Here is a 23,491-nt window from a genome sequence, read left to right as displayed (position 1 = left end):
GTGCGTTAACAAAATGATACTGCCTGTTTTTCTGCTTGTAAACAGTTACTTCACGATCTTTTCGCAAGGACGGCATGCAGTTGTGTGAGCGATGCGATTGTATGATCCACCAAGCCGCGGAGATCCTCGATGTTGCCCTCGTCGATTTTGCGATGAAAGTCGAGTGTGATCTGGTTTTCGTACTGTTTGGGCGGCCAGTGGAGCTGATACTCGTCCAGCTTGGCTTTAATGGTTTGCGTTATGTACGGCCGATTCCCCCAGATATCATTCAGCATCTGCGCCACGGCTTCTGTCTCCCGCTGCACATCGGTGACTGTCATGAAAAAATGGATGCAGATCGTACAGCCGATATGCTCTGTCAAAGGCTGCTCCAGCTGTTCGGCCGCAATATCGGCAAGCGACGTACGCAGCTGCATCTGGGCGAAGACACCCTTTGCCTCCCCGAATTCGTCTGCCAGCCGAAAATCGATCTGAAACTGCCTGTGGAACGTCGCCAGATCCATGGTGTCCGAACGCCCGATAATCGTGATGCTGCCTTCAAAGTCCCTGTCGTACACGGCTCCTTCCAGCACCACTTTGATATTGTCAAAAACAAGCGGGTGAAACATGTCCGCTCCTCCTTTTCCCTTGCACCTCTTTCTCCATAGAGTGCCCCTAAATTCTTTTCATTGCAAGCGAAGTCTCAAGTTCAAGAGCATGCCAGCTTTACGCTCTGTTATAATAAGCTCATTCATCACTGCGATCCCTGAAAAAGAGAATCCGTTGTTGTGAGGAGGTTTTTTCATGAATGCATTCGATACCATGCTGGACCGGTATGCGTCATTGGCGGTAAAAGTCGGCGTAAATGTGCAGCCTGGACAGACTCTGGTGATCACCGCTTCCCTTTCCTCCGCCGATCTGGTGCGAAAAATTGCACGAAAAGCGTACGAAGCAGGGGCAAAAGACGTACATATGGAATGGCGCGATGACGAGCTGACACGGATGAAGTACGATCTCGCACCGGACGAGGCCTTTCATGAGTATCCGCTGTGGAAAGCAAAAGGGATGGAAACGATGGCAGAAGAAGGGGCGGCCTTTCTCAGCATCATCGATTCCGATCCGAATCTGTTGAAGGGCGTTCACCCCGAGCGTCTGGCTGCCGCGAAAAAGTCAGCCGGTCAAGCGTTAAACAAATTCCGCAGCTATACGATGAGCGATCAGGTGAGCTGGTCCGTGATCGCCGCACCGAACCCTGCCTGGGCGGCGATGGTCTTCCCCGACCTTCCCGAGCAGCAGCGAATCGTGGCGCTCTGGCAGGCCATTTTCCGCGCTACCCGCGTCGATCAGGACGATCCGGTTCAGGCCTGGAGAGAACATCAGGAGAATCTGAACCAAAGAGTCGAATATCTCAATGCGAAGCAGTACCACGCCCTGCACTACAAGGCGCCGGGTACCGACCTGACGATCGAACTGCCGACATCTCACATCTGGATCGGCGGAGGCGGCGTAAACGCCAAAGGGGTCCCCTTCATGGCCAATATGCCGACAGAAGAGGTTTTCACCGCTCCGAAGAAGACGGGCGTTTCCGGTGTCGTACGCAGCACGAAGCCGCTCAGCTACAACGGAAATCTGATCGAGAATTTTTCGCTCACCTTTGAAAACGGTCGGATTGTCGATTTCTCTGCGGAAACGGGCTATGAAGTATTGCAGCAGCTGATCGAGATGGACGAAGGCTCCCATTATCTCGGGGAAGTCGCCTTGGTTCCGCATCAGTCTCCGATTTCCCAGTCAAATATGATCTTCTTCTCCACGCTCTTTGACGAAAACGCCTCCAACCACCTCGCGATCGGGAATGCCTACCCCGTCTGCATCGAGGGAGGAACCAGCCTGTCGCCTGAGGAGCTTGACAGGCGAGGCATCAACACCAGCCTGGCTCATGTCGATTTCATGATTGGATCAGATGAAATGGACATCGACGGTATTGCTGCCGACGGTACGAGAGAGCCTCTGTTCCGCGGCGGCAACTGGGCCTTCTAGCATGTTTTTAATCGGAATATTGGTCGTAGTCGCGATCGTGGCAGAAATTTTCCACCGGTTGAATCCGTGGAAAAAGCCGGAGCCGCCCTACGAAGAGCTTATCGAAAAGATCAAGCAGGCTGACTGGTACCAGGAGCTGTGGCAGGATGAAGCGTGCCGCCACGTGCTGGAAACTGATCCTCACGTACTCGCTTATTACTCGGGAACGTATGAAGCAAAACGGCTGCTCGAAAATCGCGGTTTTCAGCTCGGCTTGATCGATTACGTCAAGGAACAGGCAGAAAAAGTCGTTTTGAACAAAAGGTAGCGAAAACGAGAAGACTTGTCTTCCCCAAACCGATTTGAAAAAAAGATGGATAGAGTCGACAGAGACATTTCTCTGCTGCTCTATCCATTTCTTTGCAAGCGCTGAATTCTTTCTATATACATGGCAGTTGCTCCTCATATGCTATCGCGGGGCTGCCTATTTCTTTGTGTGATAATACAGGTATGCATCGTGTGTGGCCTTTTCCTGGCAAGCAAAGCACTCTGTCATATAAGACTCGGCCTGCTCGACCATCGTTTGGCCGCAAGCTGCGCAGCATTTCGATTCGAGATTGCGAAAGAACGTCGTGATTGGCGTCATGACCATAACCCCCCGATTTTGTTCGTTGAGGTTATTGTATTATAACAGCACTTGTTTTATAAAACTTTGTTATAAAACATTATGCTGTATTATCACAGACTTGCTCGCTCTCGCTTCTGTTTGCTCCTGTTTTCTCTGTATTAGCACTTTTTTGACTATTCCTTACTGTATTACAACAATTGTTTGTACCATAATTTCAGGCATCCCGGGCCTAGATCAGCAGATTAAACAGATACGGATCATGGGTAATTTCCACATAGCGGATGCCGTGCTTTTTCATCCGATCGATCAAGGGCTCGTAATCCTCCTGAGACTTCAGTTCGATCCCGACCAGTGCAGGGCCGTTGTCCTTGTTGTTCTTTTTTGTGTACTCAAACCGGGTGATATCGTCATGCGGCCCCAGTACCCCGTCGATGAACTCGCGCAAGGCTCCGGCACGCTGCGGGAAGTTGATGATGAAGTAGTGCTTCAGCCCCTCATACAACAGCGAGCGTTCCTTGATCTCCTGCATCCGGTCGATATCGTTGTTGCCGCCGCTGATGATGCAGACGACGTTTTTCCCTGCGATTTGCTCCCGGTACAGATCAAGAGCCGCAATCGGCAGGGCTCCGGCTGGTTCCACGACGATGGCATTTTCATTGTACATCTCCAAAATAGACGTGCAGACCTTCCCCTCCGGAACAAGCACGATGTCGTCCAGCACTTCCTTGCATATTTCCCGCGTAAGCTGTCCCACCTGCTTGACCGCCGCTCCATCCACGAACTTGTCGATTTCGTCAAGCGTAACCACATCATCGTGGGCCAGCGCTTCTGTCATGGAAGCCGCTCCCGCAGGCTCCACGCCGATGATCCGCGAGGACGGGCTGATTCCTTTTACATACGTTCCCACACCTGCGGCAAGCCCTCCGCCGCCGATGCTCATGAAGACATAATCGACAGGCTCGTCCATGTCGTTCATGATCTCTGCCCCTACCGTCCCCTGTCCGGCCACTACGTACGGATCGTCAAACGGGTGGACGAAGGTCATGTTTTCCTGCAGACAAAATGTCATGGCTTCCGCAAACGAGTCGTCAAACGTGTCTCCGCCCAAGACAACATCCACGTAGTCTCCGCCAAACAGCTTGACCTGTGTTACCTTCTGCCTGGGCGTCGTGGCCGGCATGAAAATCGTGCCGCGAATCTGCAATAGCTGGCAGGAATAGGCCACACCCTGCGCGTGGTTGCCTGCGCTGGCGCAAACGACACCCCTTTGGCGTTCTTCGTCGGACAAATTGCGGATGAGATTGTACGCCCCTCTGATTTTGAAGGAACGGACTACCTGCAAATCCTCTCGTTTCAGATACACATGACAGCCGTACCGTTCCGACAGCCGCTTGTTTAGCTGCAGCGGCGTTTTTGCGATCACATCCTTCAGTACGTGATTGGCAACGATGATATCTTCCATACTTACTGTTTTCATGGTCTTGCTCCTCTCCTGGTGCACACCCTGTTTCTTTTTCGAAAAGAAGAAAGCCCCCGCCGTCGGCCAGCTGTGCAAAAATTGCGCACGACTGGCTGAGGCGAGGGCATCGCGGTACCACTCAGCTTCTCTGTTTCCTTGCGAAAAACAGACTTTGAGAGTCTCCGGTGAAATCTAGAGACTCCGCCGGATAACGGTGGCGGCTTCCGTTGTCCTTTACTCGGATCGCATCCGCGAAACTTTCAAGAACACAGCTCCAAGGTGATTTTCACAGCAAGCTGACGTCCATCCTTTCAGCACAGGGGGATGGCTCTCTGCGCGTCGCCTTTGCTCCTACTCTTCCTTTTCTACGCTTCTTTTCGTCCTTACGTAATATTTTAAATTAGTTAAAAATTATAGATTTTTGTCTGCTCTTTGTCAATAGGATGTGCTTATTTCAAGGGAACAGGTCTATCATGAGTCCGAGCAAAAGGGAGCCACTCAAAAGGGCTCAACTTAAAAGGCTCAACTTAGAGGTCGCAACCAGCTTTTTATAAAAAGCGGAGAATGCTTGCCGCATCCTCCGCCTTCTTGTGCGCTCAGTTGCTTCCGGGGTTTCCCCTCGGTTTGCTTACACTGCCTTGCTATTTGCTTACACTGCTTTGCATCTTGCCTACACCGCTTCGCAATTTGCTTATGCGGCTTCACAATTTGCTTATACGGCTTCGTAAATCGTTTCGTAGCGCTTGCCGATTTCTTCGTCGGTCAGGCCTGCTTCACGCAGACGATTGATCAGAGCGGTCGCCCAGATTTCGCAGCGCTGTGCCATTTTGGCGTACTTCTTGGCTTCCTTGGTCTTGCGCTTGGAACGGTCTTCCCCGTTGGACTTCAGGTTGTCTAGGATGAACAGCATATGCATGGTGTCGTCCTCGCCCAGGCCGGTCCAGTTGTCGTTCAGGAACGCTGTCACCTTTTTATAGTAACCGTCAAACTCTTCAAAGGAAATTTCCGTGTCCATATTTAAGTATTCCTTCATTTTGTCAAACAGCTCTTGCATCCTCCGTCACAACTCCCTCAATTTTCTCTGCCCTATTATAGCAAAAAGAGAGAGCGCACGAAAGCTGGCATTACTTGTCAAGCTGGATGGGAACTTCCCAATTGAGGTCGCGGTACTGACGCTCCTGAATGCCGTAGGTGATGGTCAGCTCCTTCGGCTGCTTCTCGAGGCCGCTTATGAATAGAGCACTCTTGATTTGCACGCGTCCGTCTTTATCGCGGGTATACTCTCCGTCGCCGTTGTCCATGCTCATACGGTATACGTTGCCTTTGTCGTCTGTTGCCTTCCAATCGGTAATATATACGATGTCATTCGGCAGGGTTGCTTCAAACTCGATGATTCCGCCTTTGCCACGAGACTCGTGCCTTCCGAACCTCTCCTTTTCTTCCGTCGTCTTCAGGTGGAATTTGCTGAATGTAAAGGTGCTTCCGCTGTTTTTAACCGTCACCGGCTGTTTGCTTAATTCATCGAGAGAAATCTTGGCCTCAAAGGACGCCGGTTCATTCAGATAAATCGAGTGAAGCTTGAAGGTCAGCTTTTCATGGCCTGTAAACGGTGCAAAACCGTCCCACCACACCCTTCCTTGTCCTTCGCCTTTTCCTTTGCCTTTGCTGGTGTTGCGCACCTCATTTTTTCTAATGCCGTTCAAGGTTTCGAACATGGTATCATCCCGACCTGCGATCAGATTCCCCTTTTCGTCAAGAATTTCATAGGCCAGACCGTAATCAGTCAAGTAGTACTGCATCAGTTCTCCAGGAGTTAACCGCATTTCCTTCCTGGGCCCCTCAGGCGCATCATTCCAGCCTTTCTCCTCGATCAGCTTCCTATACTCCTTGTTTTTCTGTTCGTTCCAAGCCGTCTCTAGGGTAAGCAGACTGGCGCTGGGAACGGTCATGATGTTATCCAGCTTGATGACGACCCCCTGCGGCGAAGTATACTCCTGATTGATCACTACCGTTTTCGCCACTTCTTTAGCCTTTTTCATATCGATGGGAATATCGAGCTTCCACGAGCCTTCGGTGTCCATGATTTTATTGAACTCAACGCCGACCGTAAGCTCGTCTGGCACTTTCTCTACTGAGTCAAATATGTCATACAAATCCTGTCTGACAAGCATGTAATCCCCGTATTTCCCACGTGCCCAGCCATCTCCCTCGGGATTCAGGTCGTTGCCGGCCTTGTCTGTAAGCGTAAAGCTCTCTTCGTAATTGCCCGCCTTGAAATCCAGCTTCTTTCCATCCTTATCGACAATCTCAAAGATCAGGGCAATGCGCGTCGGATCGGCGAGCACTTCCTTGACGGTCACGGTGTAGCCTTTATCCGTTACCTGCTTGTTGATTTGCTGGGCGTAGCCCTCGACCGCTGCTTGTTTCAAGCCCCCGTCCACATCTTTAACAGTATTGAACAAACTGTTTACGTAATTGGCAAACGTCGGCGAAACCATCGTTCCGAATGTAACGGCAGCCGTAAGACCGGCTACGGCAATCGCTGTCTTCTTCATAATATCCATGCTCCTTTTTTTCCACGTTTTTCTTTTGTTCCTGCTTTTCTCTTGCCTGGCAATATCCTCCATGACCAGCTCTGTAAAACGAGGAGAGAGCAGCTCCTCTGCCAGCAGTTCTTCCGCTTCTGGCGTACCCTCCATGATGTGAGCCAATTCTTCCTGACAAGGGATGCATTGATCGACATGCTGCTCCAGCCTGGCTGATTCCAGCGGGGAGAGCTTCCCGTCGAAATACGGCTTCAACTGGTCAGATTTGTGACATTTCATACAAGGAAGTCCCCCCTTTCTCCAAGCTCTCCCGCAGCTTCTTCTTCGCCCGGTGAATCCGCATCTGGACAGTCGTCATCGGAAGCGCCAGCGCCTCGCTGATCTCCTTGTAGCTGAGCTGGTCGATGTAGCGCAGCACGAACACTGACCGGTATTCCTCTTCCAAGTCCATAATCCGGCGGAGAAGCACCTGTTTCTGCTCTTTTTGCAAGAAAGCTTCCTCCGGCGTCTCCATTTCGATCAGTTCCACTTCTTCGCCAGTGGTTTTAACGGTGCGCTTCCGCCGTCTGAGTTCATCCAGACAGTGGTTGGCAGCAACACGGTAGAGCCACGCTGAAAAATTGCGGTCCTGTTGAAACTTGCCTAGTTGGAAATACGCCTTCGTAAAAACCTCCTGGGCCAAATCCTGGGCATCCTGCTTCTGTCCAATCATCCGGTACAGGTAGGCAAATATTTTTCCTTTATACTTGTCGACAAGTCGTGCATAGGCTTGCTGGTTTCCCCCTAGCACCAGACGAACGAGCTCGTTATCGTCCTGCATGTTTTTCTTTTCCTCCTATGCAAAAGGCTTGCTGCGCAGCGATTGCCTTTTTGCCAAAACAGGTCTGCAAATTTTCCCTAACGGAAATGCCGCTGTTCCAGACGCCATTGTCCCGCTGGCTTCCGATAACAAATTGGCTGATCCCTTTTTGCATCCAGGTTATCGTCGCCGCTCCTCAGGCATGCGGCTGATACTGGCAGACTGTTTGGCTGTGTTCATGAAGTATAACGAACGTTTTCATCCTTTTCTTTCAAATCTTAGGGAAATTTTTAGGGAGGCTCTTGAACGAGTATGCTTTCTGATGTTTTAACGTTAGGGGGGAGTAGGAGGATTACAGCAGGTGGAGGCAGTTCGCGTGCCGGTGCGGAAAGACAATAACAAAAAAAGAGGGACATCACGCCCTCTTTTTCGTCGAAATTTGATATTCACGCGGGAGGGGAGAAATTTTACAACTCCCCCCGCAATTTCGCTGCCCTATTCTTGCAAAAAGAGAGCGAAAGCTTGCCTTACTTGTCAAGCTGGATGGGTACTTCCCAGTTGACGTCGCGGTACTGGTGTTCCTGAATTCCGTAGCTGATCGTCAACTCCTTCGGCTGCTTTTCCAAGCCGTCTATGAACAGAGCGCTTTTAAACTGCACGCGTCCGTCTTTGCCGCGGATGTACTCACCGTCGCTGTGGTCCATGCTCACACTGTATACGTTGCCTGCCTCGTCTTTTGCTTTCCAATCGGTGATGTAGACGATGTCCTTTGGCAGGGTTGCCTCAAACTCGATGATCCCGCCTTTCCCCTCCGACTTGTACCCTCCGATCTTTTCCTCTTCTTCCGTTGTCTTCAGGTGGAATTTGCTAAAGGTAAAGGTGCTTCCGCTGTTTTCAACCGTCACCGGCTGCTTGTTCAATTCATCGAGGGCAATCTTGGCCTCGAAGGAAGCCGGTTCATTCAGATAGATCGAATGGAGCTTGAAGGTCAGCTTTTCATAGCCTGTAAACGGTGTAAATCCGTGCCACCACTCCATTGTTTGGCTATCGCCCTCTCCTCTTCCTGAACTTATGCTGTGTACGCTATTTTTTTCAATACCGTTCAAAGTCTTGAAAAACGTATCATCCCGACCGGCGATCCGATTTCCCTTTTCGTCGAGAATTTCATACGCCAGATTATAGCTAGTCAAAAAGTCTTGCATAATCTCTCCAGGGGTTAACCGCATTTCCTTCCTTGGCTCCTCTGGCGCATCATTCCAGCCTTTCTCCTCGATCAGCTTCCAATACTCCTTGTTTCTCTGCTCGTTCCAATGCGTCTCCAGGCTGAGCAGACTGGCGCTGGGCACGGTCATGATGTTGTCCAGCCTGATGACGACTCCCTGCGGGGATGTGTACTCCTGATTGATCTCTATCGTTTTTGCCACTTCTTTTGCCTTCTTCATATCAATAGGGATATCCAGCTTCCATGATCCTTCGGTGCCCCGGATTTTATTGAACGCAAATCCAACCGTAAGCTCGTCAGGTACCTTCTCTGCACTGTCGAATACGTCACGCAGGTTTTTGCTAATAAGCATGTAATCCCCGTATTTTCCCCATCTCCAGCCATCTCCCTCGGGATTCAGGTCTTTCCCGGCATTGTCCGTAAGCGTAAATTCCCCACCGTATTCGCCTGCCTTAAAGTCAAGCTTCTTTCCATCTTTATCGACCATTTCAAAGATCAAAGCGATACGCGTCGGATCGGCGAGCACTTCCTTGACAGTTACAGTGATGCCTTTGTCTGTCACTTTCTTGCCTACTTCCTGTACGTAGCCTTCGGCCGCCGCATTTTTCATGCCGCCGTCCGCTTGATTTACGGTATTGAACAAACTGTTTACGTAATTGGCAAACGTCGGTGAAACCATCGTTCCGAATGTAACGGCAGCCGCAAGACCGGCTACGGTAATCGCTGTCTTCTTCATAATATCCATGCTCCTTTTCTTCCAATTGATTGGTTTATTCAAGGCAACCTGCATTCGTTCATCCTGCGCCTGAAAGGGAAATGGAAGATGCGCAAGCTTGTTTGCCACTTCCTCCGTGAACGCATCCGGCAACGGCGGGATGTCCCCCAAAACCCGGATCTCTCGCAGTTCTCCTCCGATCTTTTCCAACTCGCTTTGGCAGTAGCTGCATTCTTCAACATGACGTTCTACCAGCAGGCTCTCCGAGTGAGGCAGGTCGTCGCTCAGATATGCCTTCAGTTGATTAGACTTCACGCACCTCAACAGGACCACCACCTTTCACGGGAATCATATACTGTCGCAATTTTTTATGTGCCCGAAAAATCCGCATCTGCACCGTCGTTACCGGAATGGACAGGACTTCTGCAATTTCCTTGTAGCTTAGCTGCTCTACATAACGAAGGAGCAAAATGACCCGATGATCGTCCTCCAGTGCCAGCAGTTTCTCGTGCAGCACTTCATGTTGCTCTTTGGCCAGCAAAATTCGTTCAGGTGTATTCTCATGAACCAGTTCGCTTTCTTCCGCTGTTGTCGCAGGCAGGCGCTTTCGCTTTCGCAGCTCATCCAGACAATGATTGGCGGCAATCCGAAACAGCCAGGCAGAAAAGCGGAAGTCCGGCCGATAATCGCCAATTTTGCAATACGCCTTGATAAATACCTCCTGCGTCAAGTCCTGAGCATCCTGCGAGTGGCCGATCATTCTGTACAGAAATGCGTAGATTTTCCCTTTATAGCGCTCGACAATCTCTGTGTACGCCTGTTTGTTTCCCCTTCGAAGCTGTTCGATCAGCTCCCATTCCTCCTGCATGTGGTATCCTCCCATCCAAAAAGGTGACTGCGCAGTTTTTAGCCTTTTTGTCTGTTCATCAGCTATAACGGATAAACCGGAATTATCTTTCTCCCTATTTCCATCATTTTTTTCTGCAATGGATCAAATGAGTACGAAACAGCTTCCTCCCTCCCGAGGAAAAAGCCATTCTTGCCCTGCCTGCTTGCCAAGCTTGGGTCAGAGGGCTGAGACAAGGTATAATAGAATCATCACAAAGTAAGGAGAGCTGCACCCCATGAAGTCACCTGGCAAGCATCAGAATAACACTCGTCCCAGAAATGATAAACAACCGGACGCAAAACTCGCGGTCGGCCAGCAGATGACCCTGACGATCAAAAGTCTGGGTATCAACGGAGAAGGCATCGGCTATTTCAAGCGAAAAATTGTGTTCGTAGAAAAGGCGCTGCCAGGTGAGGTAGTCCATGCAGAGGTAACCGAGGTAAAGGAAAAATACGCAGTCGCCAAGCTGCTGCGTGTCGTAGAAAAATCGCCGGCTCGCGTCGAACCGCCCTGTCCCGTGTATGAACAGTGCGGCGGATGCAGCCTCCAGCATATGGACTATCAGGCACAGCTCGCCTCCAAACAGGAGCTGGTCATCGAATCGCTGCGAAAGTACGCCCGTCTGGAAAATCCCCCGGTAGCCCCGACAATCGGTATGGACAACCCTTGGGGCTACCGCAACAAGGCACAGTTTCAGGTCGGCAGACAGGACGGAAAGCTGGTGGCCGGACTGTATCAGACCGGGTCTCATCAGCTTGTGGACCTGGAGACCTGCCAGGTGCAGCACGAAGCTACTACGACCATTGTTCGCACGGCAAAAAAGGTCATCGAGGAACTGGGAATCCCCGTCTACGATGAACGGAAGCGGACGGGCGTGATCCGGACGGTGGTGGCACGTGTGGCGTTTGCCACCGGTGAAACGCAGCTGACGCTTGTGACGGCCACACCTGACATTCCGCGAGTCAAGGAGCTCATCCTCGAGCTGCGGACGCGCCTGCCTGAGCTGGTCAGCATCGTGCAGAACGTCAATCCGAAAAAGACTTCGGTCATCTTTGGCGATACGACCCGCGAGCTGTGGGGGCGGCCGTCCATCGCCGAAAAGCTGGGCGAGCTTTCGTTTGACCTGTCGGCCCGGGCCTTTTTTCAGCTGAATCCGGAGCAGACCCGCAAGCTGTACGACGAAGTAAAAAAAGCCGCCGGACTGACCGGCAGCGAGCTTTTGCTGGATTTATACTGCGGGACGGGAACGATCTCGCTTTGGCTGGCCCCGTATGCACGTGAGGTTCGGGGTATTGAGCTGATCCCCGAGGCGGTGGAGGATGCCCGGACAAACGCCGAGCGCAACCGGGCCCAGAACGTACAGTTTCATGTAGGCCGCGCCGAGGTGCTGATGCCCAAGTGGGCCAAGCAAGGGATAAAGCCGGACGTCGTCGTGGTGGACCCGCCTCGAACGGGGCTGGACGACGCTTTGATCCGTTCGCTGCTGGAGGTACAGCCGAAGAAGCTTGTTTATGTATCCTGCAATCCGTCTACACTGGCGAAGGATATTGCCAAGCTGTTGGCCGAGTATGAGCTGGTGCAGGTGCAGCCGGTGGATATGTTTCCGCATACGGCGCATGTGGAGTGTACAGTGTTACTTAAATTAAAAGGGGCTTCCGATTAAGCCCCCTGCAATAGTTCGCCCATTTCCTGAGGGTGGGCGATGTTGTAGTGAATCTTGATAGTGCCATCTTGATGGACTTCTATCTTTTCAATTAGTTGATGGAGCAATTGTTTTAGAACTTGCTTAGCATCAATGTCAAGCTGTGCAAACAACGCAATTTTCTTCTGAAAGGCACGGAACTGCTCTTCCGTGTCTTTTTGAGTTTCGAGAACATTCCTACGCCACGAAAAGGTGCATCAACTTGTGGGTAAAAGACAAAGTCCTGATGGCAAATCCCCAAGTGTTGTCTTCAGCTGACAAAATTTATATTTCCTCTAAAATGTGTATGATTCTCCGTCATTGGGCACTAAAACATTAGAAGAAATTCCTTTTTCGGTCGTAAAGCTTCTCAATTCTTCCCTTGATAATGTCCAATGATTTACTGCTTCCATATGGACAGAAATAATTTTTGCGTTAGGGGCGGCATTATAAACATTATAGATGTCCTCTTTCCCCATAACTAAAGAACCACCTTGAAGGAATTGATTATCTCCTCCATTTACAACAATGATTTCCGGTTTGTGTCTTTCGATTGCTTCCTGAACACCTTCATACCAAACTGTATCTCCAGCAATATACAATGTTTTCTCGCTTGGGTGCTTAAAGACAACACCGCACACATGTCCAGCAAGTTGTAATATTTCTCCTCTTCCGTGTTCGCCTTTTGTTTTAACTAATTGAATATCTCCAAAAGCTGAATTTTCTTGTAGCACTCCTACATTTTGGAAACCAGCGTTTCCGACTTCTGTTGCGTCTTCTTCATTTTGTACAAACATTTTAATATCCTTTGGTAAGACCTCTTTAGCCGTGTCGTCCCAATGGTCTAAATGCAGATGAGTGACAACCACAGCATCTAAGTTGCTTATAATATTGTCAACCGAGGTTGGTAAGCCAACCAAAGGATTGTTTTGATCTTGTCGTAACGAATTAGGGAAAGGTGGGTAAATACCTTTTTCCCCCAAAAAAGGGTCGATTAAAAACTTCTTCCCTGCATACTGGACAACAAGTGTCGCATTTCGAATCAGTTGTATTTTCATGTGCAATGGACTCCTTTTTTGATTCGGGTATAGTTTGCTCAACGGTGACTATCAAATACATGTTCCCTTTCTCAACTTTAAATAAGGGTTACTGTATAATAAAATGATAAATGATATCTTGAATGTAATCGATGCTTCGATGAAACACTTTTTCAATATATCCGTTCACGGTGAAAGGATTAATATATGCAACTTGATCAAACTGATTATCAGATCCTTCGGTTACTAACCGAAAATTCAAGGATTCAATGGAAAGACTTAGGTGGACAAATTCATATGACTGGACAAGCAGTAGGCAATCGTATCAAAAAACTTGAGGAAAGCGGTGTAATTACAGCCTACTCCCTCATAATCGATGAAATGAAACTAGGGCTTGTTTTTACAGCATTTGTAATTATTCATATGAAAACAGCAAATCATGATTCGTTTATTCGTTTTATAACCGATCAAAATGAGGTAGTGGAAGCACACCGAATCTCTGGTGAAGGCTGTTACCATTTAACGATAAAAGTTTCATCCCAAGATCAACTGAACCTTTTTCTTAATAAACTTCTCGATTATGGGAACTACAGTTTGAATCTGTCCATACAAAAAATCAAACAAAGCAGTACGTTGTCCGCCGCACTAAATAAATAACAAGCGCTTTGTTATTACTACAAACTCAGAGCAAACACTATTCCTTCGGACACAGACACATTTGTTGTCACTGTCTACTTGACACATGTGGAGGCGGTATCTCTGTTGGTGAAAAAAGAAAATGGGAGATGGATCGGCGGGAAAATGCAGAGGGGGAACCAGCGTCAAAATATCAAAGGAGGCAAAATATGATGAAAATCATTGTCACCAGCATATTCGTAGACGACCAAGACAAGGCACTCGAGTTTTATACTGAAAAGCTGGGCTTTGTAAAAAAGCATGACGTTCCCGCAGGAGAATTTAGATGGATAACGCTTGTTTCTGCCGAAAAACAAGACGGTACCGAGCTTGTACTCGAACCGAACAACCACCCTGCCGCCAAAGAGTATCAACAGAGGTTATTAGCCGATGGCATTCCAGCAACGATGTTTGGCGTTGCCGATATTCAAAAAGAGTACGAACGATTAATCGCCAAAGGCGTAACGTTTACAATGGAACCGACAAAAATGGGCGAAGTCACAATAGCTGTCTTCGACGATACATGCGGCAACCTGATTCAAATCTTGCAGCAGTAACTCCATGACGAAGTGACCTAGTTCTTAACAACTTTACGGGTAAGTTTGGTGAAGTGTTTTTTGCAACCGAAAGCAGTATGCAGAACCACTCTCAATAAAGCTGATGGCTCGGTGAACATTCATCATAAATTCACCCCTACCCTCTTCTTTCGGCTTCATTTACAGTGACCGACACTCAAGCCATGTAGAGGCATCTGTGAGGCTTGCCTGATTTGAGAGCTGAAAAATAGGAAAGCACTTCAGCCGTGTACGCTCTCGTGCTTTCCTATCAAACGTAAATATTATGAGGGGAAGTAGCCCTTTTTAAATATTTCGTACCATTCATTCAATTCATCGCCTTCTAATACACCCAATCTCTCCAGGATATGCCTTGAAAACTCCAATGCACCGCTCCCATTCGCAGTGATGAGATTCTCGTCACGGACAGACTGCGCATCTACATAATGCTGATCCCCTCTGTAGTTCGGAGCTCCTTGCTTCAAATAAGGCAACGTATTGCCTGTATGTTTATGATTATCCAAATATCCGTGGTTTCCCAAGAAAGTGGTCGCATCGCAGATCGCCGCGACAGGAATATCCTTGCTCACACAATAGTCAACGATTACTTTTGCTTGCTGATTCTTTGCTTCTCTCCATCCCGTTCCACCAGGGATGATCAACATTGCGATATCGAGATTCGGATTGAATTCGCCTACGCTGTAATCAGGAAGGACTGTTAATCCCCCCATCGAAACCTTGGGCTCCCGATCAATCGCGATCGTCTTTACACGATATCCTGTTTCTGGCTTGTTCAGCTCTGAACTGACGTAGCTTGCCTCCCAATCAGCAAAACCATCCGTTATAAAAATCAACACTTCCTTCAAAGTGATTCCCTCCTTGGTAAAGTTTTGTGCAACTTAATAGTAAACCAGCTTCACTGACAAGCATGGTCAGGCAAGATAAGTTTTCTTTGAGCCGATATCATTCCTCTTTTCTAACACGATACTCCCTGTAACCTCCATACATGTGGAGTGCTGTAGTTGTCACTTTTCAGCCGCTACAGCCCCCCGGTTTTGCTCCCCCCACTGCTTCATCTGGAGAATGATCGGCGTCAACGTTTGACCTAAGTCGGTTAAGGAATATTCCACCTTGGGAGGCACCTGCTGATAGACCTCCCGGTGAATGATGCCATCCTCTTCAAGCTCGCGAAGCTGCAGCGTAAGCATCCGCTGGGTGATATTCGGGCAGATTCGCCGAAACTCATTGAATCGTTTGGGCCCGTCAATCAAATGATATAACAGGATTCCTTTCCACTTGCCCCCAATGACGCTCAATGTAAATTCAACGGGACATCCTTGGCTGGAAGGACCTAATCCGATAGACATCTTCCCCATCCTGCTTCCTCCCTGGTATAAAAATTGATACTACCTATCAAAAATGTGCGTACTTACGTAGACCCAATATAACTCTTATAATCGACTGTGAAAAGATGGATATTCAACAGAAATGGAGTGGATGATCGCATGAATAAAGAACAGATTTTGGAGGCGTATCGCTTCCGGCACGCCTGCAAAGAGTTCGATCCCGGACGGAAAATTTCCGAGGAAGATTTCGCTTTTGTACTGGAAACAGGACGCTTGTCTCCGAGCTCTTTCGGTTTTGAGCCCTGGAAATTCGTCGTGCTGCAAAACCAAGACATACGTGAAAAGCTGCTGCCGGTCACCTGGGGAGCACAGCGGTCGCTTCCAACAGCGAGCCATTTTGTCATTATCCTGGGACGGACGAAGGAGGATCTGCTGGCGGATTCACCATACATCCAGCATATCATGAAGGACGTGCAGCAGCTGCCTCCGGAAGTTGTTCAGCGCAAAGGGGAGATTTATCACAATTTCCTGGAGCATGACTTCCATCTCCTCGATAATGAAAGGGCTATGTTCGAGTGGGCCTCCAGACAGTGCTACATCGCTCTCGGCAATATGATGACAGCCGCCGCTCAGATCGGCATCGACTCCTGCCCGATTGAAGGCTTCGATAAGGATAAGGTCGAGCAGGTTCTGCGTGAAATCGGCGTCATGGAAGACGGCCATTTTGGAATCGCATGCATGGTGGCTTTCGGCTACCGTGTCCAGGAACCACGCGAAAAAACACGCAGGCCCATCGAAGAAGTTGCGCAATGGGTACGCTAAACAGGGAATTGCACAAAATAAAAACGACCTTGGTCTATCATGGTCGTTTTTATTTTGGATTTCCGTAATCTCCTGTGAGCTGTTCGGTGAAAATAATGCCATGGGAACAGATTTTCTTTGCAACAAATGCAACAGATCAGCCGAAGCAGCCACGCACTTTATTTTCTGTGACAGCAAGTAACCATCTTATACAACACCGATTTATCCAGATTAGGGAAATCTGGCACGTTCTGCCGTTGACAAATATTTATGCCTGCACTATTATTTGATGCGTCAACTATTGACATGGTCAACGATTGGCTGCACGTGTTCACGGGGGAGGTGTTTTGTTGACGGATTCAAAAGAAACTTCCATTATTGATAAACTTCAAAATCTCTACCTCCTGCTAAGCGCCCAATTTGGAAATTGCACAGGTGTCAGCCCGTCCCGGTTTCGGCTGCTTCAACAGCTCTACCATGCCGATGAAATCAGCCAGGCTGCTCTGCAAAAGGAATTGCAGATCGACAGTGCGGCAATTACCCGGCATCTGAAGCAACTGGAAGCCGACGGCATTGTCGCTCGCCGGATGAACCCGAGCGACAACCGGGTCACTTTGGTCCGCCTCACGGATCATGGGCGGGAGGAAATCGTCCTTTACCGAAAGGAAATGGAGCGTTTCCTGGCGCAAATGCTCCAGGATTTCAGCATGGAAGAACAGCAGCAGCTTTCCCGGATGCTTGCGCGCATGCAATCCAACATACGAAACTACACAGAAGGGGAATGACAGATGAACACTTCAGTACTCAATAACGATTTTCAAGAAATCGTCACCGGACGCCGTTCCATTAAAAGATACGATCCCACCGTCAAAATCAGCCGCGAAGAAATGACGGAAATTCTCAGGAAAGCCAACATGGCTCCTTCCTCTGTCAATTTGCAGCCTTGGCGTTTCCTGGTGATTGACAGCCCTGAAGGGAAGGCGAAGCTTGCTCCCCTCGCCCGGTTCAACCAGACCCAGGTAGAAACATCATCTGCCGTGATTGCCGTCTTTGGAGATCTCGACAGCTTTGCCTATGCCGAGGAGATTTACGGAAAAGCCGTGGAGCTTGGCTACATGCCGGCTGATGTCAAAGAAAGACTGATGGAATCCATCACCCAGTATTACGCCAACATGACTCCCGAGGTCAATCTGCAGACCGTCCTGATTGACTGCGGCCTGGTATCCATGCAGCTGATGCTGGTCGCCCGTGCCCACGGATATGACACGAACCCGATCGGCGGATACGAAAAAGACAAGATTGCCGAAGCTTTCGGGCTCGATCCGAAGCGCTACTTCCCCGTCATGCTGATCTCCATCGGGAAAGCGGCCGATAGCGGTCACCCGTCCTACCGTTTGCCGGTGGACAAGGTCGCAACCTGGAAGTAACGAATAAACGACACGCTGAGAGGATGAACGCTCCATGATCATCATTCACGCCACCATGCAAGTAAATCCGGAGAAGACCGAGACATTTTTGCAGGAAATCCAGCCGCTGATCGAAGCCTCCCGAGCGGAAGCTGGAAACATCTCGTACAACCTTTATCAATCCGCGGAAAAAGAGAATACCTTCTTGATGGCCGAAGTCTGGAAGAGCCCTGACGCGGTCGCTTCCCACAATCAAAGCGATCACTTCAAAGCCTTCACAGCCAAAGCCCAGGAATTTCTCTCAGCCCCGTTGCAAGTCGACCTGTATCAGGGAGAGCCGTTACAGACTTCCCGCTAATCAGTTGAAAAGGTCCAGCCCGCTTGATGGCAAGCGAGTTGGACCTTTTTTCTAATTTACAAAGTGTTACAGTGCCTACGTTGGGGGATTTTTCTCCCTTCATCTCCATCCGCAAATCCACAGCTTTTGCCGCCGCAATCTCTTCATCCGTCAGGGTCGTCGGTACGCCATGTTGTCTCAGAAGATCGTAAGGGTCGCCCGTTCCCTCACCTCGCAGCACAGCCTTCAGACTATCCTCGGCCTTCTCACCACTGCTCTTCATCACAGCCTGCGACGTTTCCTGCCTGGTAGAATACGCTTTGTTTAGTCCTATCGATCCGCCGGTCACCAGCAGCGCCCCGATGGCCGCAGCAATCACGGCTTTGCGGTAATTCACCTTTTCCCCGCGCGCCCGGTCATCCATCACGCTAACCGCAAAGCCTTCGCCAGCCCCCGCCGTTTTGCTCCGCAGGACCGTCGTTGCCAAGCTCCGCGGAGATCGCACTGCCGATTTGCCGGAAGCCCTGGCTGATTTGCGTGCCTGCTTTTCGCGTGAACCCTGCGATTGCCCGGACGGGTGCCGTGTTTTTCACGGTCTGGACCGAGATAAAATAAGAAAAGTTAATATAACAAAACCAGGTCAATTATAGTGGTATCTGACCATAATCGACCTGGTTGATGTAACGATGTTAAGTTAAAAAGAGCGTGCCTTTTATTCCTAGTTGCACATTCAAAATTACACAAATTTCCTAAAGGTATAATAACAGAATGTTTTATTCGGTACAGCAAAGCACCAACTCATATTTTCAAGTACACATTTGTCTTTATTTATAGTTCATAAAAATTGATTTCTATTAGGTTTTCCTTCCTGATAAATTTTTCCCAACGAGCAAATATAAAGATAGTAAAATTGGAACTTAAGAATTTATTCAACTCATTCTTGGTGGATTATAACCCTCGAAGGCTATTTTTCGAGCTATGTTACGGGTTTCTTCATCAACTAAAAAACTATAGTAAAGACCATTTTTTTCAATAACGAAATATTTCCCAAACAACTTATCTTCTTGAACCAAAATTACAAGGTTTTTACACCATGGGTAATTTTCATTAAGGCTAAGAGGTTTGGAATACATACTTCTTCGATCCCATATATGCACTCTTTTATACTCCAATTTTAACCAATTAACAATATTAAGCAGGACACCTCTTAGCATATCACTGCCTATCTTCTCTTCTGCTGTTTCTAATAATGAGGATTTTTCACCATTTTTTAGGTAAAATAGCATACTCCGAACAAATTCATCCAATTTTTATCACCTACTCGTACGGATTATATGGTTTATTTTTATAATTAAGATATATGTGCATTAGCATGTCTTCAATTTTCTCAAACTCAACTTTCCCACCTGTTGCTTTCTGGAACTGACGTTCATAAAACCATGCACGTTTTTCCCATTGCCATTCTGTCTTCGTTCCTTCAAACCCATACATATTTCTGAAATCAAGAGCATGCGTTCCCTCATGTACTGTTTCACTTAACAAGCTACCCGAACTTTTCCGAAGATATATCTTATCACCTACTGCCAATGCCAATTCTTCCCCAAAATACCTGTCAAATAGCTCATCTCCAAGTATGCTAACTTTAATGTCTCCATTTTTAATAGCCTGAGCAATTTTAGTAGACTGAGTGGTGGTCCCCTCAAGCGCTTTAATGATATTATTCTTGTTTATATTGTCTCCCGTAGGAGCTTTCGCTCCAATCTTGGCAAGATCAACTTGCCGCTCGACCCGCAGCATCCCCTCCAAACTATCCTCGGCCTGCTCAGCACTGCTCTTCACCATAGCCTGCGCGGTTTCCTGCCCGGTAGAATACGCTTTGTTTAGTCCAATCGATCCGCCGGTCACCAGCAGCGCCCCGATGGCCGCGGCAATCGTCGCCTTGCGGTAATCTACCTTTTTCCCGCGCGCCCGGTCATCCATCACGCTGACGGCAAAGCCTTCGCCAGCCCCCGCCGTTTTGCTCCGCAGGACTGTCGTTGCCAAACTGCGGGAGATCGCACTGCCGATTTGCCGGAAGCTCTGGCTGATTTGCGTGCCTGCTTTTCGAGTGAACCCTGCGACAGCCCGGACAGGTGCCGTCTTTTTCACAGTCTGGACGATGGACTGCATTTTGCTGCCCGTCGTCTTCGCCACGGTACGCAAGCCGCTTCCCACGTTGCTTGCCAGCTTCCCGATGCCTTTCCCCGTATTTCGTCCGAGGCTGGCCACTGCCCGGTACACACTGCTGTTTTTCACAGCATTTCCTGCGCTGCTGACAGCACTTCTTACATTCTTCGCTACAGACGCTGCGCTCTGGGCCAGGCGCGTTTGCCCGATGCGTGCTGCAACAGCTCTCAGAGCGCCGCCTGCTTGCTTCGCTGTGCTTGCCAGAGCGCTGCGAAGAGCATTCCCCGCCTTGCCTGCCGCGCTCGTTGCCGACCGTACCGCATTTGCTGCTTGTGTTCCCAAGCGGGCTGCGGCACGGCCAACCGAGGTTTGCCGCACCCATCTGGCTGCCGCCCCTGCCGCTTGCGCTCCTTTGCCAACGGCGGTCCGGACAGCGCTGGTAGCCCGGCTCGTCAAAGCGGATGCTTTGCCAAGGGCATTTGCCACCGGTTTGAGGCGAGCGACTGCCGTAGCCGCCTTTCCAATTAAAGCGCCAGCACCAAAGCCCGCTGCCGACAGTACGCCGCCAAGCGCCATTTCCCGCAGCAGCTCATCGCCGCGCATGCCAAAGGCGTACCCGATCACACCGGATATCCCTTCGCCGACCAGGATCGAGACGCCAAACGGCAGCAGCGGCGGAAAGAACACGCCGCCCACGGTGAGGGCGACACCTGCTGTCGTGACCAACACGACCTCCCAGTGGTCCGCAACCCATTTTCCTGCATCGACGACCGCGTCTACGACGGTAGTTACGACGTCCTTCACAGTATCTACGACGGTGTCAATAGCGTCCCTCACTGTTTCCTTTACGCTGTCCACGGTGGACTCCCAAAGCTCCAAGCCTTTGTCGAGCGCTTCGGAGGCTCCGCCGATCAGCCAATCCCAAAAGCCTGGCTTGCCCTCTTTTGCTTTCAACTCATTGCCTTTCCCATCGGAGTCGCCGCTTTTTGGGTCATGATCGCTGGCTGTGGGGTCAAAAGGAGTGCGGGTGTTTTCATGGGTCGGAGTACCGTGCTCTGGGTCTCCCCCTTTCCCCAGGTTGTCTCCGTCTCCACCTAGGTCGTCTCCGCCTTTGCCTAGGTCGTCTCCGCCTCGGCCTAGATCGTCTCCACCCTTGCCCAGGTCGTCTCCACCCTTGCCTAGGTTGTTTCCGCCTTTGCCCAAGTTGTCCCCATCCCCGTGCAAATGGCCCGGTATCCGCCCGTCCCACATACTTTCCGCATATGTCGCGTACATGATCCTGAATCTCATCAGTTCGTCGGGAGGTGCCCCAGCTCTTGCTGTTCCGCCCGAAATCGCATCATTTCGCTCATCTGCTCGCAGCATGTTTGGCTTTGGCTTGTCTGCTGCATACGTGGCCAGCGGCAGGCAAAGAATCATTGCCAGAATCAATAACAAATAGTGCTTCCGAATCACCAGTGCCCCTCCTTTTCCCTGCCGGACATACCTCTTCCGCAATCGTCTCTTTTTCATATGGTAGTATTTGGATGGAGAGGCTACATCCAGCAAAAGTACGAAAAACTTGTAGGCACTATGGATTAGGGGGGACAACGGCTCCCTGCAAATTATCATATGTTTCCGCTCAACCCTCCTTGGTCATCTCCAGACAGCAAAAACGATAGTTCTCTCGCAAACCTATAGTTAATACCTATCGAATTAATAAAAGTTTAATATTTTATCTATACCACTCGCAGGGGTAGAATAAGTGGAAAAATCTGATTGGTCACGGAGGACTCCACATGGACACAAATACTGCTCGAAATCGTGCGGAATTGTCGGGAAAGCTGACCAATGTTTTAGATTCGCGGTCATTGGCAACATCCCACAGAAGGCTTGCACAAATCCTGACGGAAGGAATGACCGTTCTTGATGTTGGCTGCGGTACTGGAGCCATTACACGCGGAATCGCCGAAGCGGTAGGTCCGAGTGGACGTGTTGTCGGAATCGACAGCAATCCGGCCCTCATCGAAAAAGCCCGGAAAGCTCATGGCGATACCCCGGGGTTGACTTTTGAAACAGGTGACATTTACACGCTTGCCTGTGAGCAGGAATTTGATATTGTTGCCTCGGCTCGCGTTTTGATCTGGCTGTCTGATCCGCTAGAGGCTTTGAAATCAATGGTATCGGCTGCAAAAATAGGTGGAAGGATTGTGGCTGCCGATTATAATCATGAAAAAATACAATGGGAGCCGCAGCCGCCCGCGAGTATGCTCGCCTTTTACTCGGCATATTTGAAATGGCGTTCCGATGCAGGAATGGACAACGGAATTGCCGACCGCCTTTCAGATTTGTTCCAAGCAAGCGGCCTCAAAGAAATCACGATAACGCCCCAGCATGAAGTCATGAAGCGATCGGACCCGGATTTCCAAAATAGAATTGGCATTTGGGCGGATACCGCTTCAAGCAGAGGCGTCCAGATGGAAAGAGACGGATATATAACGGAAAAGGAATATGTAGCAGCGGAAAGCGAATACCGGGAATGGATAATCCGGGATGCCCAAGCTTTAACGATGTATATGTTGGCTGTTGAGGGAGTAAGGGATAAATAAGCTTCCGCGTTGAAGAAGGATTTTGATGCTGCCTTTCGAGATGTGGCTAAACACGTCGCAGAAGGTTCCCTCTGTGGCGTTGTTTTGTGGTAAAGATCGTTCATGAAACGAAGCCAGTCTCAAACTTTTTTCGTGTTTGGACTGGCTTTTTGTTTGGAAGGATGGAGCAGTCGACGGTGGATTGTCCACTAACCATCATGTTTGAGACTCACTTGAATGATTGCGCAAACGGGCAAATTCATTTAGCAAGACATCCATTCAAATTGAACAAAGTTCATGTTTCAAATCTTATAACTGATGCCTTTGCGATCAAGAAGTTCGGTTTGCCCCCGTTCCACCATGTATTCAATGCCGATCTCCTGCATGATCAGTACCGCGTCCAACAGCTTTCTCCCGCGTTCAGTAAGAAAGTACTCTACATGCAACGGATACCCTTCCGTTTTGATTTTATCGACGATCCCACAAGATTTGAGTTCTCTTAAATGCTGTAACAACATCTTTTGGGTTATCTGGTCGATTTCTCGCTCCAGTTGAGCCAAAGACATATTCCCGTCTTTCAATTGATAGATGATCATTGTTTTCCATTTCCCTTTTATAATGTCGTGAACAATTTCCAAAGGGCAGGTGCATACCTCTCGAATGATCAT

At 49.3% G+C, this 23,491-nt stretch carries 26 protein-coding genes and 1 other annotated feature; of the genes, 10 read left to right on the top strand and 16 right to left on the bottom strand.

All coding sequences use genetic code 11. The features are described 5' to 3' along the window. Positions 1-50: 50 nt before the first annotated feature. Positions 51-608, bottom strand: coding sequence for a hypothetical protein (locus NST37_RS05185; RefSeq protein WP_003391518.1), 558 nt, complete (start codon positions 606-608; stop codon positions 51-53). Positions 609-783: 175 nt separating this feature from the next. Here NST37_RS05185 and NST37_RS05180 point away from each other — a divergent pair, with 175 nt between their 5' ends. Continuing rightward, entirely contained in the window at positions 784-2,016 is a 1,233-nt protein-coding gene (locus NST37_RS05180) for an aminopeptidase (protein ID WP_003391515.1), read from the top strand. 1 nt (position 2,017) lies between these two features. Further along, positions 2,018-2,323: a hypothetical protein gene (locus tag NST37_RS05175; RefSeq protein ID WP_003391512.1), complete on the top strand. Its 306-nt coding sequence runs from the start codon at positions 2,018-2,020 to the stop codon at positions 2,321-2,323. A 156-nt stretch (positions 2,324-2,479) separates the two neighbouring features. On the opposite strand, the gene yhfH is transcribed toward NST37_RS05175, so the two are convergent. From yhfH to NST37_RS05140, 7 genes are all read right to left on the bottom strand, one after another. Then, positions 2,480-2,641 (bottom strand): protein YhfH, encoded by a 162-nt coding sequence (gene yhfH, locus NST37_RS05170; protein ID WP_003391510.1) that lies wholly within the window; start codon positions 2,639-2,641, stop codon positions 2,480-2,482. Positions 2,642-2,852: 211 nt separating this feature from the next. Beyond that, positions 2,853-4,100 carry a threonine ammonia-lyase IlvA gene (ilvA, locus tag NST37_RS05165; protein WP_003391507.1) on the bottom strand — a complete coding sequence of 416 codons (1,248 nt, stop codon included), beginning with the start codon at positions 4,098-4,100 and terminating at the stop codon, positions 2,853-2,855. Between the two features lie 93 nt (positions 4,101-4,193). Beyond that, positions 4,194-4,459: a binding site (T-box leader), on the bottom strand. 335 nt (positions 4,460-4,794) lie between these two features. Further along, entirely contained in the window at positions 4,795-5,136 is a 342-nt protein-coding gene (locus tag NST37_RS05160) for a hypothetical protein (protein ID WP_003391505.1), read from the bottom strand. Positions 5,137-5,206: 70 nt separating this feature from the next. Then, positions 5,207-6,907, bottom strand: coding sequence for a DUF4179 domain-containing protein (locus tag NST37_RS05155; protein ID WP_227278281.1), 1,701 nt, complete (start codon positions 6,905-6,907; stop codon positions 5,207-5,209). Then, complete coding sequence (locus NST37_RS05150) at positions 6,888-7,448, bottom strand: sigma-70 family RNA polymerase sigma factor (protein WP_024984713.1); 561 nt, start codon at positions 7,446-7,448, stop codon at positions 6,888-6,890. The genes NST37_RS05155 and NST37_RS05150 overlap by 20 nt, the downstream gene beginning before the upstream one ends. A gap of 506 nt (positions 7,449-7,954) precedes the next feature. Beyond that, complete coding sequence (locus tag NST37_RS05145) at positions 7,955-9,679, bottom strand: DUF4179 domain-containing protein (RefSeq protein WP_279041772.1); 1,725 nt, start codon at positions 9,677-9,679, stop codon at positions 7,955-7,957. Beyond that, complete coding sequence (locus tag NST37_RS05140) at positions 9,669-10,232, bottom strand: sigma-70 family RNA polymerase sigma factor (protein WP_003391496.1); 564 nt, start codon at positions 10,230-10,232, stop codon at positions 9,669-9,671. The genes NST37_RS05145 and NST37_RS05140 overlap by 11 nt, the downstream gene beginning before the upstream one ends. 256 nt (positions 10,233-10,488) lie before the next feature. Here NST37_RS05140 and rlmD point away from each other — a divergent pair, with 256 nt between their 5' ends. After that, on the top strand, positions 10,489-11,916 hold the full coding sequence (rlmD, locus tag NST37_RS05135; RefSeq protein WP_003391494.1) for a 23S rRNA (uracil(1939)-C(5))-methyltransferase RlmD: 1,428 nt from the start codon (positions 10,489-10,491) through the stop codon (positions 11,914-11,916). Here the strand turns inward: rlmD and NST37_RS05130 are convergent. Then, positions 11,913-12,068 (bottom strand): hypothetical protein, encoded by a 156-nt coding sequence (locus NST37_RS05130; RefSeq protein ID WP_157211865.1) that lies wholly within the window; start codon positions 12,066-12,068, stop codon positions 11,913-11,915. The genes rlmD and NST37_RS05130 overlap by 4 nt on opposite strands. Before the next feature lie 162 nt (positions 12,069-12,230). Beyond that, on the bottom strand, positions 12,231-12,992 hold the full coding sequence (locus NST37_RS05125) for an MBL fold metallo-hydrolase (protein ID WP_003391491.1): 762 nt from the start codon (positions 12,990-12,992) through the stop codon (positions 12,231-12,233). 186 nt (positions 12,993-13,178) lie between these two features. Between NST37_RS05125 and NST37_RS05120 the strand changes: the two genes are divergently transcribed. Together NST37_RS05120 and NST37_RS05115 are read left to right on the top strand one after the other, a co-directional pair. Further along, positions 13,179-13,628 carry an Lrp/AsnC family transcriptional regulator gene (locus tag NST37_RS05120; RefSeq protein WP_003391490.1) on the top strand — a complete coding sequence of 150 codons (450 nt, stop codon included), beginning with the start codon at positions 13,179-13,181 and terminating at the stop codon, positions 13,626-13,628. 191 nt (positions 13,629-13,819) lie between these two features. Continuing rightward, positions 13,820-14,203, top strand: a complete 384-nt coding sequence (locus tag NST37_RS05115; RefSeq protein ID WP_327956940.1) for a VOC family protein — start codon at positions 13,820-13,822, stop codon at positions 14,201-14,203. Positions 14,204-14,484: 281 nt separating this feature from the next. Here the strand turns inward: NST37_RS05115 and NST37_RS05110 are convergent, their stop codons facing one another. Further along, a complete protein-coding gene (locus NST37_RS05110; protein ID WP_003391486.1) occupies positions 14,485-15,066 on the bottom strand; it encodes a type 1 glutamine amidotransferase family protein in 582 nt (193 codons plus the stop codon). Positions 15,067-15,225: 159 nt separating this feature from the next. Continuing rightward, positions 15,226-15,567: a helix-turn-helix domain-containing protein gene (locus NST37_RS05105; RefSeq protein ID WP_031933154.1), complete on the bottom strand. Its 342-nt coding sequence runs from the start codon at positions 15,565-15,567 to the stop codon at positions 15,226-15,228. A 138-nt stretch (positions 15,568-15,705) separates the two neighbouring features. Here NST37_RS05105 and NST37_RS05100 point away from each other — a divergent pair, with 138 nt between their 5' ends. The 4 genes from NST37_RS05100 to NST37_RS05085 all read left to right on the top strand — a co-directional run bounded on the left by NST37_RS05100 (position 15,706) and on the right by NST37_RS05085 (position 18,111). Further along, on the top strand, positions 15,706-16,368 hold the full coding sequence (locus NST37_RS05100; protein WP_003391483.1) for an NAD(P)H-dependent oxidoreductase: 663 nt from the start codon (positions 15,706-15,708) through the stop codon (positions 16,366-16,368). A gap of 329 nt (positions 16,369-16,697) precedes the next feature. After that, positions 16,698-17,132: a MarR family transcriptional regulator gene (locus NST37_RS05095; RefSeq protein WP_003391478.1), complete on the top strand. Its 435-nt coding sequence runs from the start codon at positions 16,698-16,700 to the stop codon at positions 17,130-17,132. Positions 17,133-17,135: 3 nt separating this feature from the next. Then, positions 17,136-17,774: a nitroreductase family protein gene (locus tag NST37_RS05090; RefSeq protein WP_003391476.1), complete on the top strand. Its 639-nt coding sequence runs from the start codon at positions 17,136-17,138 to the stop codon at positions 17,772-17,774. A 34-nt stretch (positions 17,775-17,808) separates the two neighbouring features. Further along, entirely contained in the window at positions 17,809-18,111 is a 303-nt protein-coding gene (locus NST37_RS05085; RefSeq protein WP_171506085.1) for a putative quinol monooxygenase, read from the top strand. On the opposite strand, the gene NST37_RS05080 is transcribed toward NST37_RS05085, so the two are convergent. From NST37_RS05080 to NST37_RS05070, 3 genes are all read right to left on the bottom strand, one after another. Beyond that, positions 18,029-18,577 (bottom strand): hypothetical protein, encoded by a 549-nt coding sequence (locus tag NST37_RS05080; RefSeq protein WP_339186374.1) that lies wholly within the window; start codon positions 18,575-18,577, stop codon positions 18,029-18,031. The two genes, NST37_RS05085 and NST37_RS05080, sit on opposite strands and share 83 nt — an antisense overlap. Before the next feature lie 442 nt (positions 18,578-19,019). After that, positions 19,020-19,397, bottom strand: a complete 378-nt coding sequence (locus tag NST37_RS05075; protein WP_003391469.1) for a hypothetical protein — start codon at positions 19,395-19,397, stop codon at positions 19,020-19,022. Positions 19,398-19,407: 10 nt separating this feature from the next. After that, the gene (locus NST37_RS05070; RefSeq protein ID WP_339186372.1) at positions 19,408-21,711 is read right to left on the bottom strand and encodes a hypothetical protein; all 2,304 of its coding nucleotides are present in this window, start codon (positions 21,709-21,711) and stop codon (positions 19,408-19,410) included. A gap of 323 nt (positions 21,712-22,034) precedes the next feature. On the opposite strand from NST37_RS05070, the gene NST37_RS05065 reads away from it, so the two are divergent. Beyond that, entirely contained in the window at positions 22,035-22,844 is an 810-nt protein-coding gene (locus NST37_RS05065; RefSeq protein WP_339167405.1) for a methyltransferase domain-containing protein, read from the top strand. 281 nt (positions 22,845-23,125) lie between these two features. Here NST37_RS05065 and NST37_RS05060 read toward each other — a convergent pair whose 3' ends face one another. Beyond that, complete coding sequence (locus NST37_RS05060) at positions 23,126-23,491, bottom strand: helix-turn-helix domain-containing protein (RefSeq protein ID WP_003391188.1); 366 nt, start codon at positions 23,489-23,491, stop codon at positions 23,126-23,128.

Source organism: Brevibacillus sp. FSL K6-6036, assembly GCF_037964015.1.
Classification (GTDB): Bacteria; Bacillota; Bacilli; order Brevibacillales; family Brevibacillaceae; genus Brevibacillus; species Brevibacillus borstelensis.
This window is presented reverse-complemented; position numbering and strand designations above follow the sequence as displayed.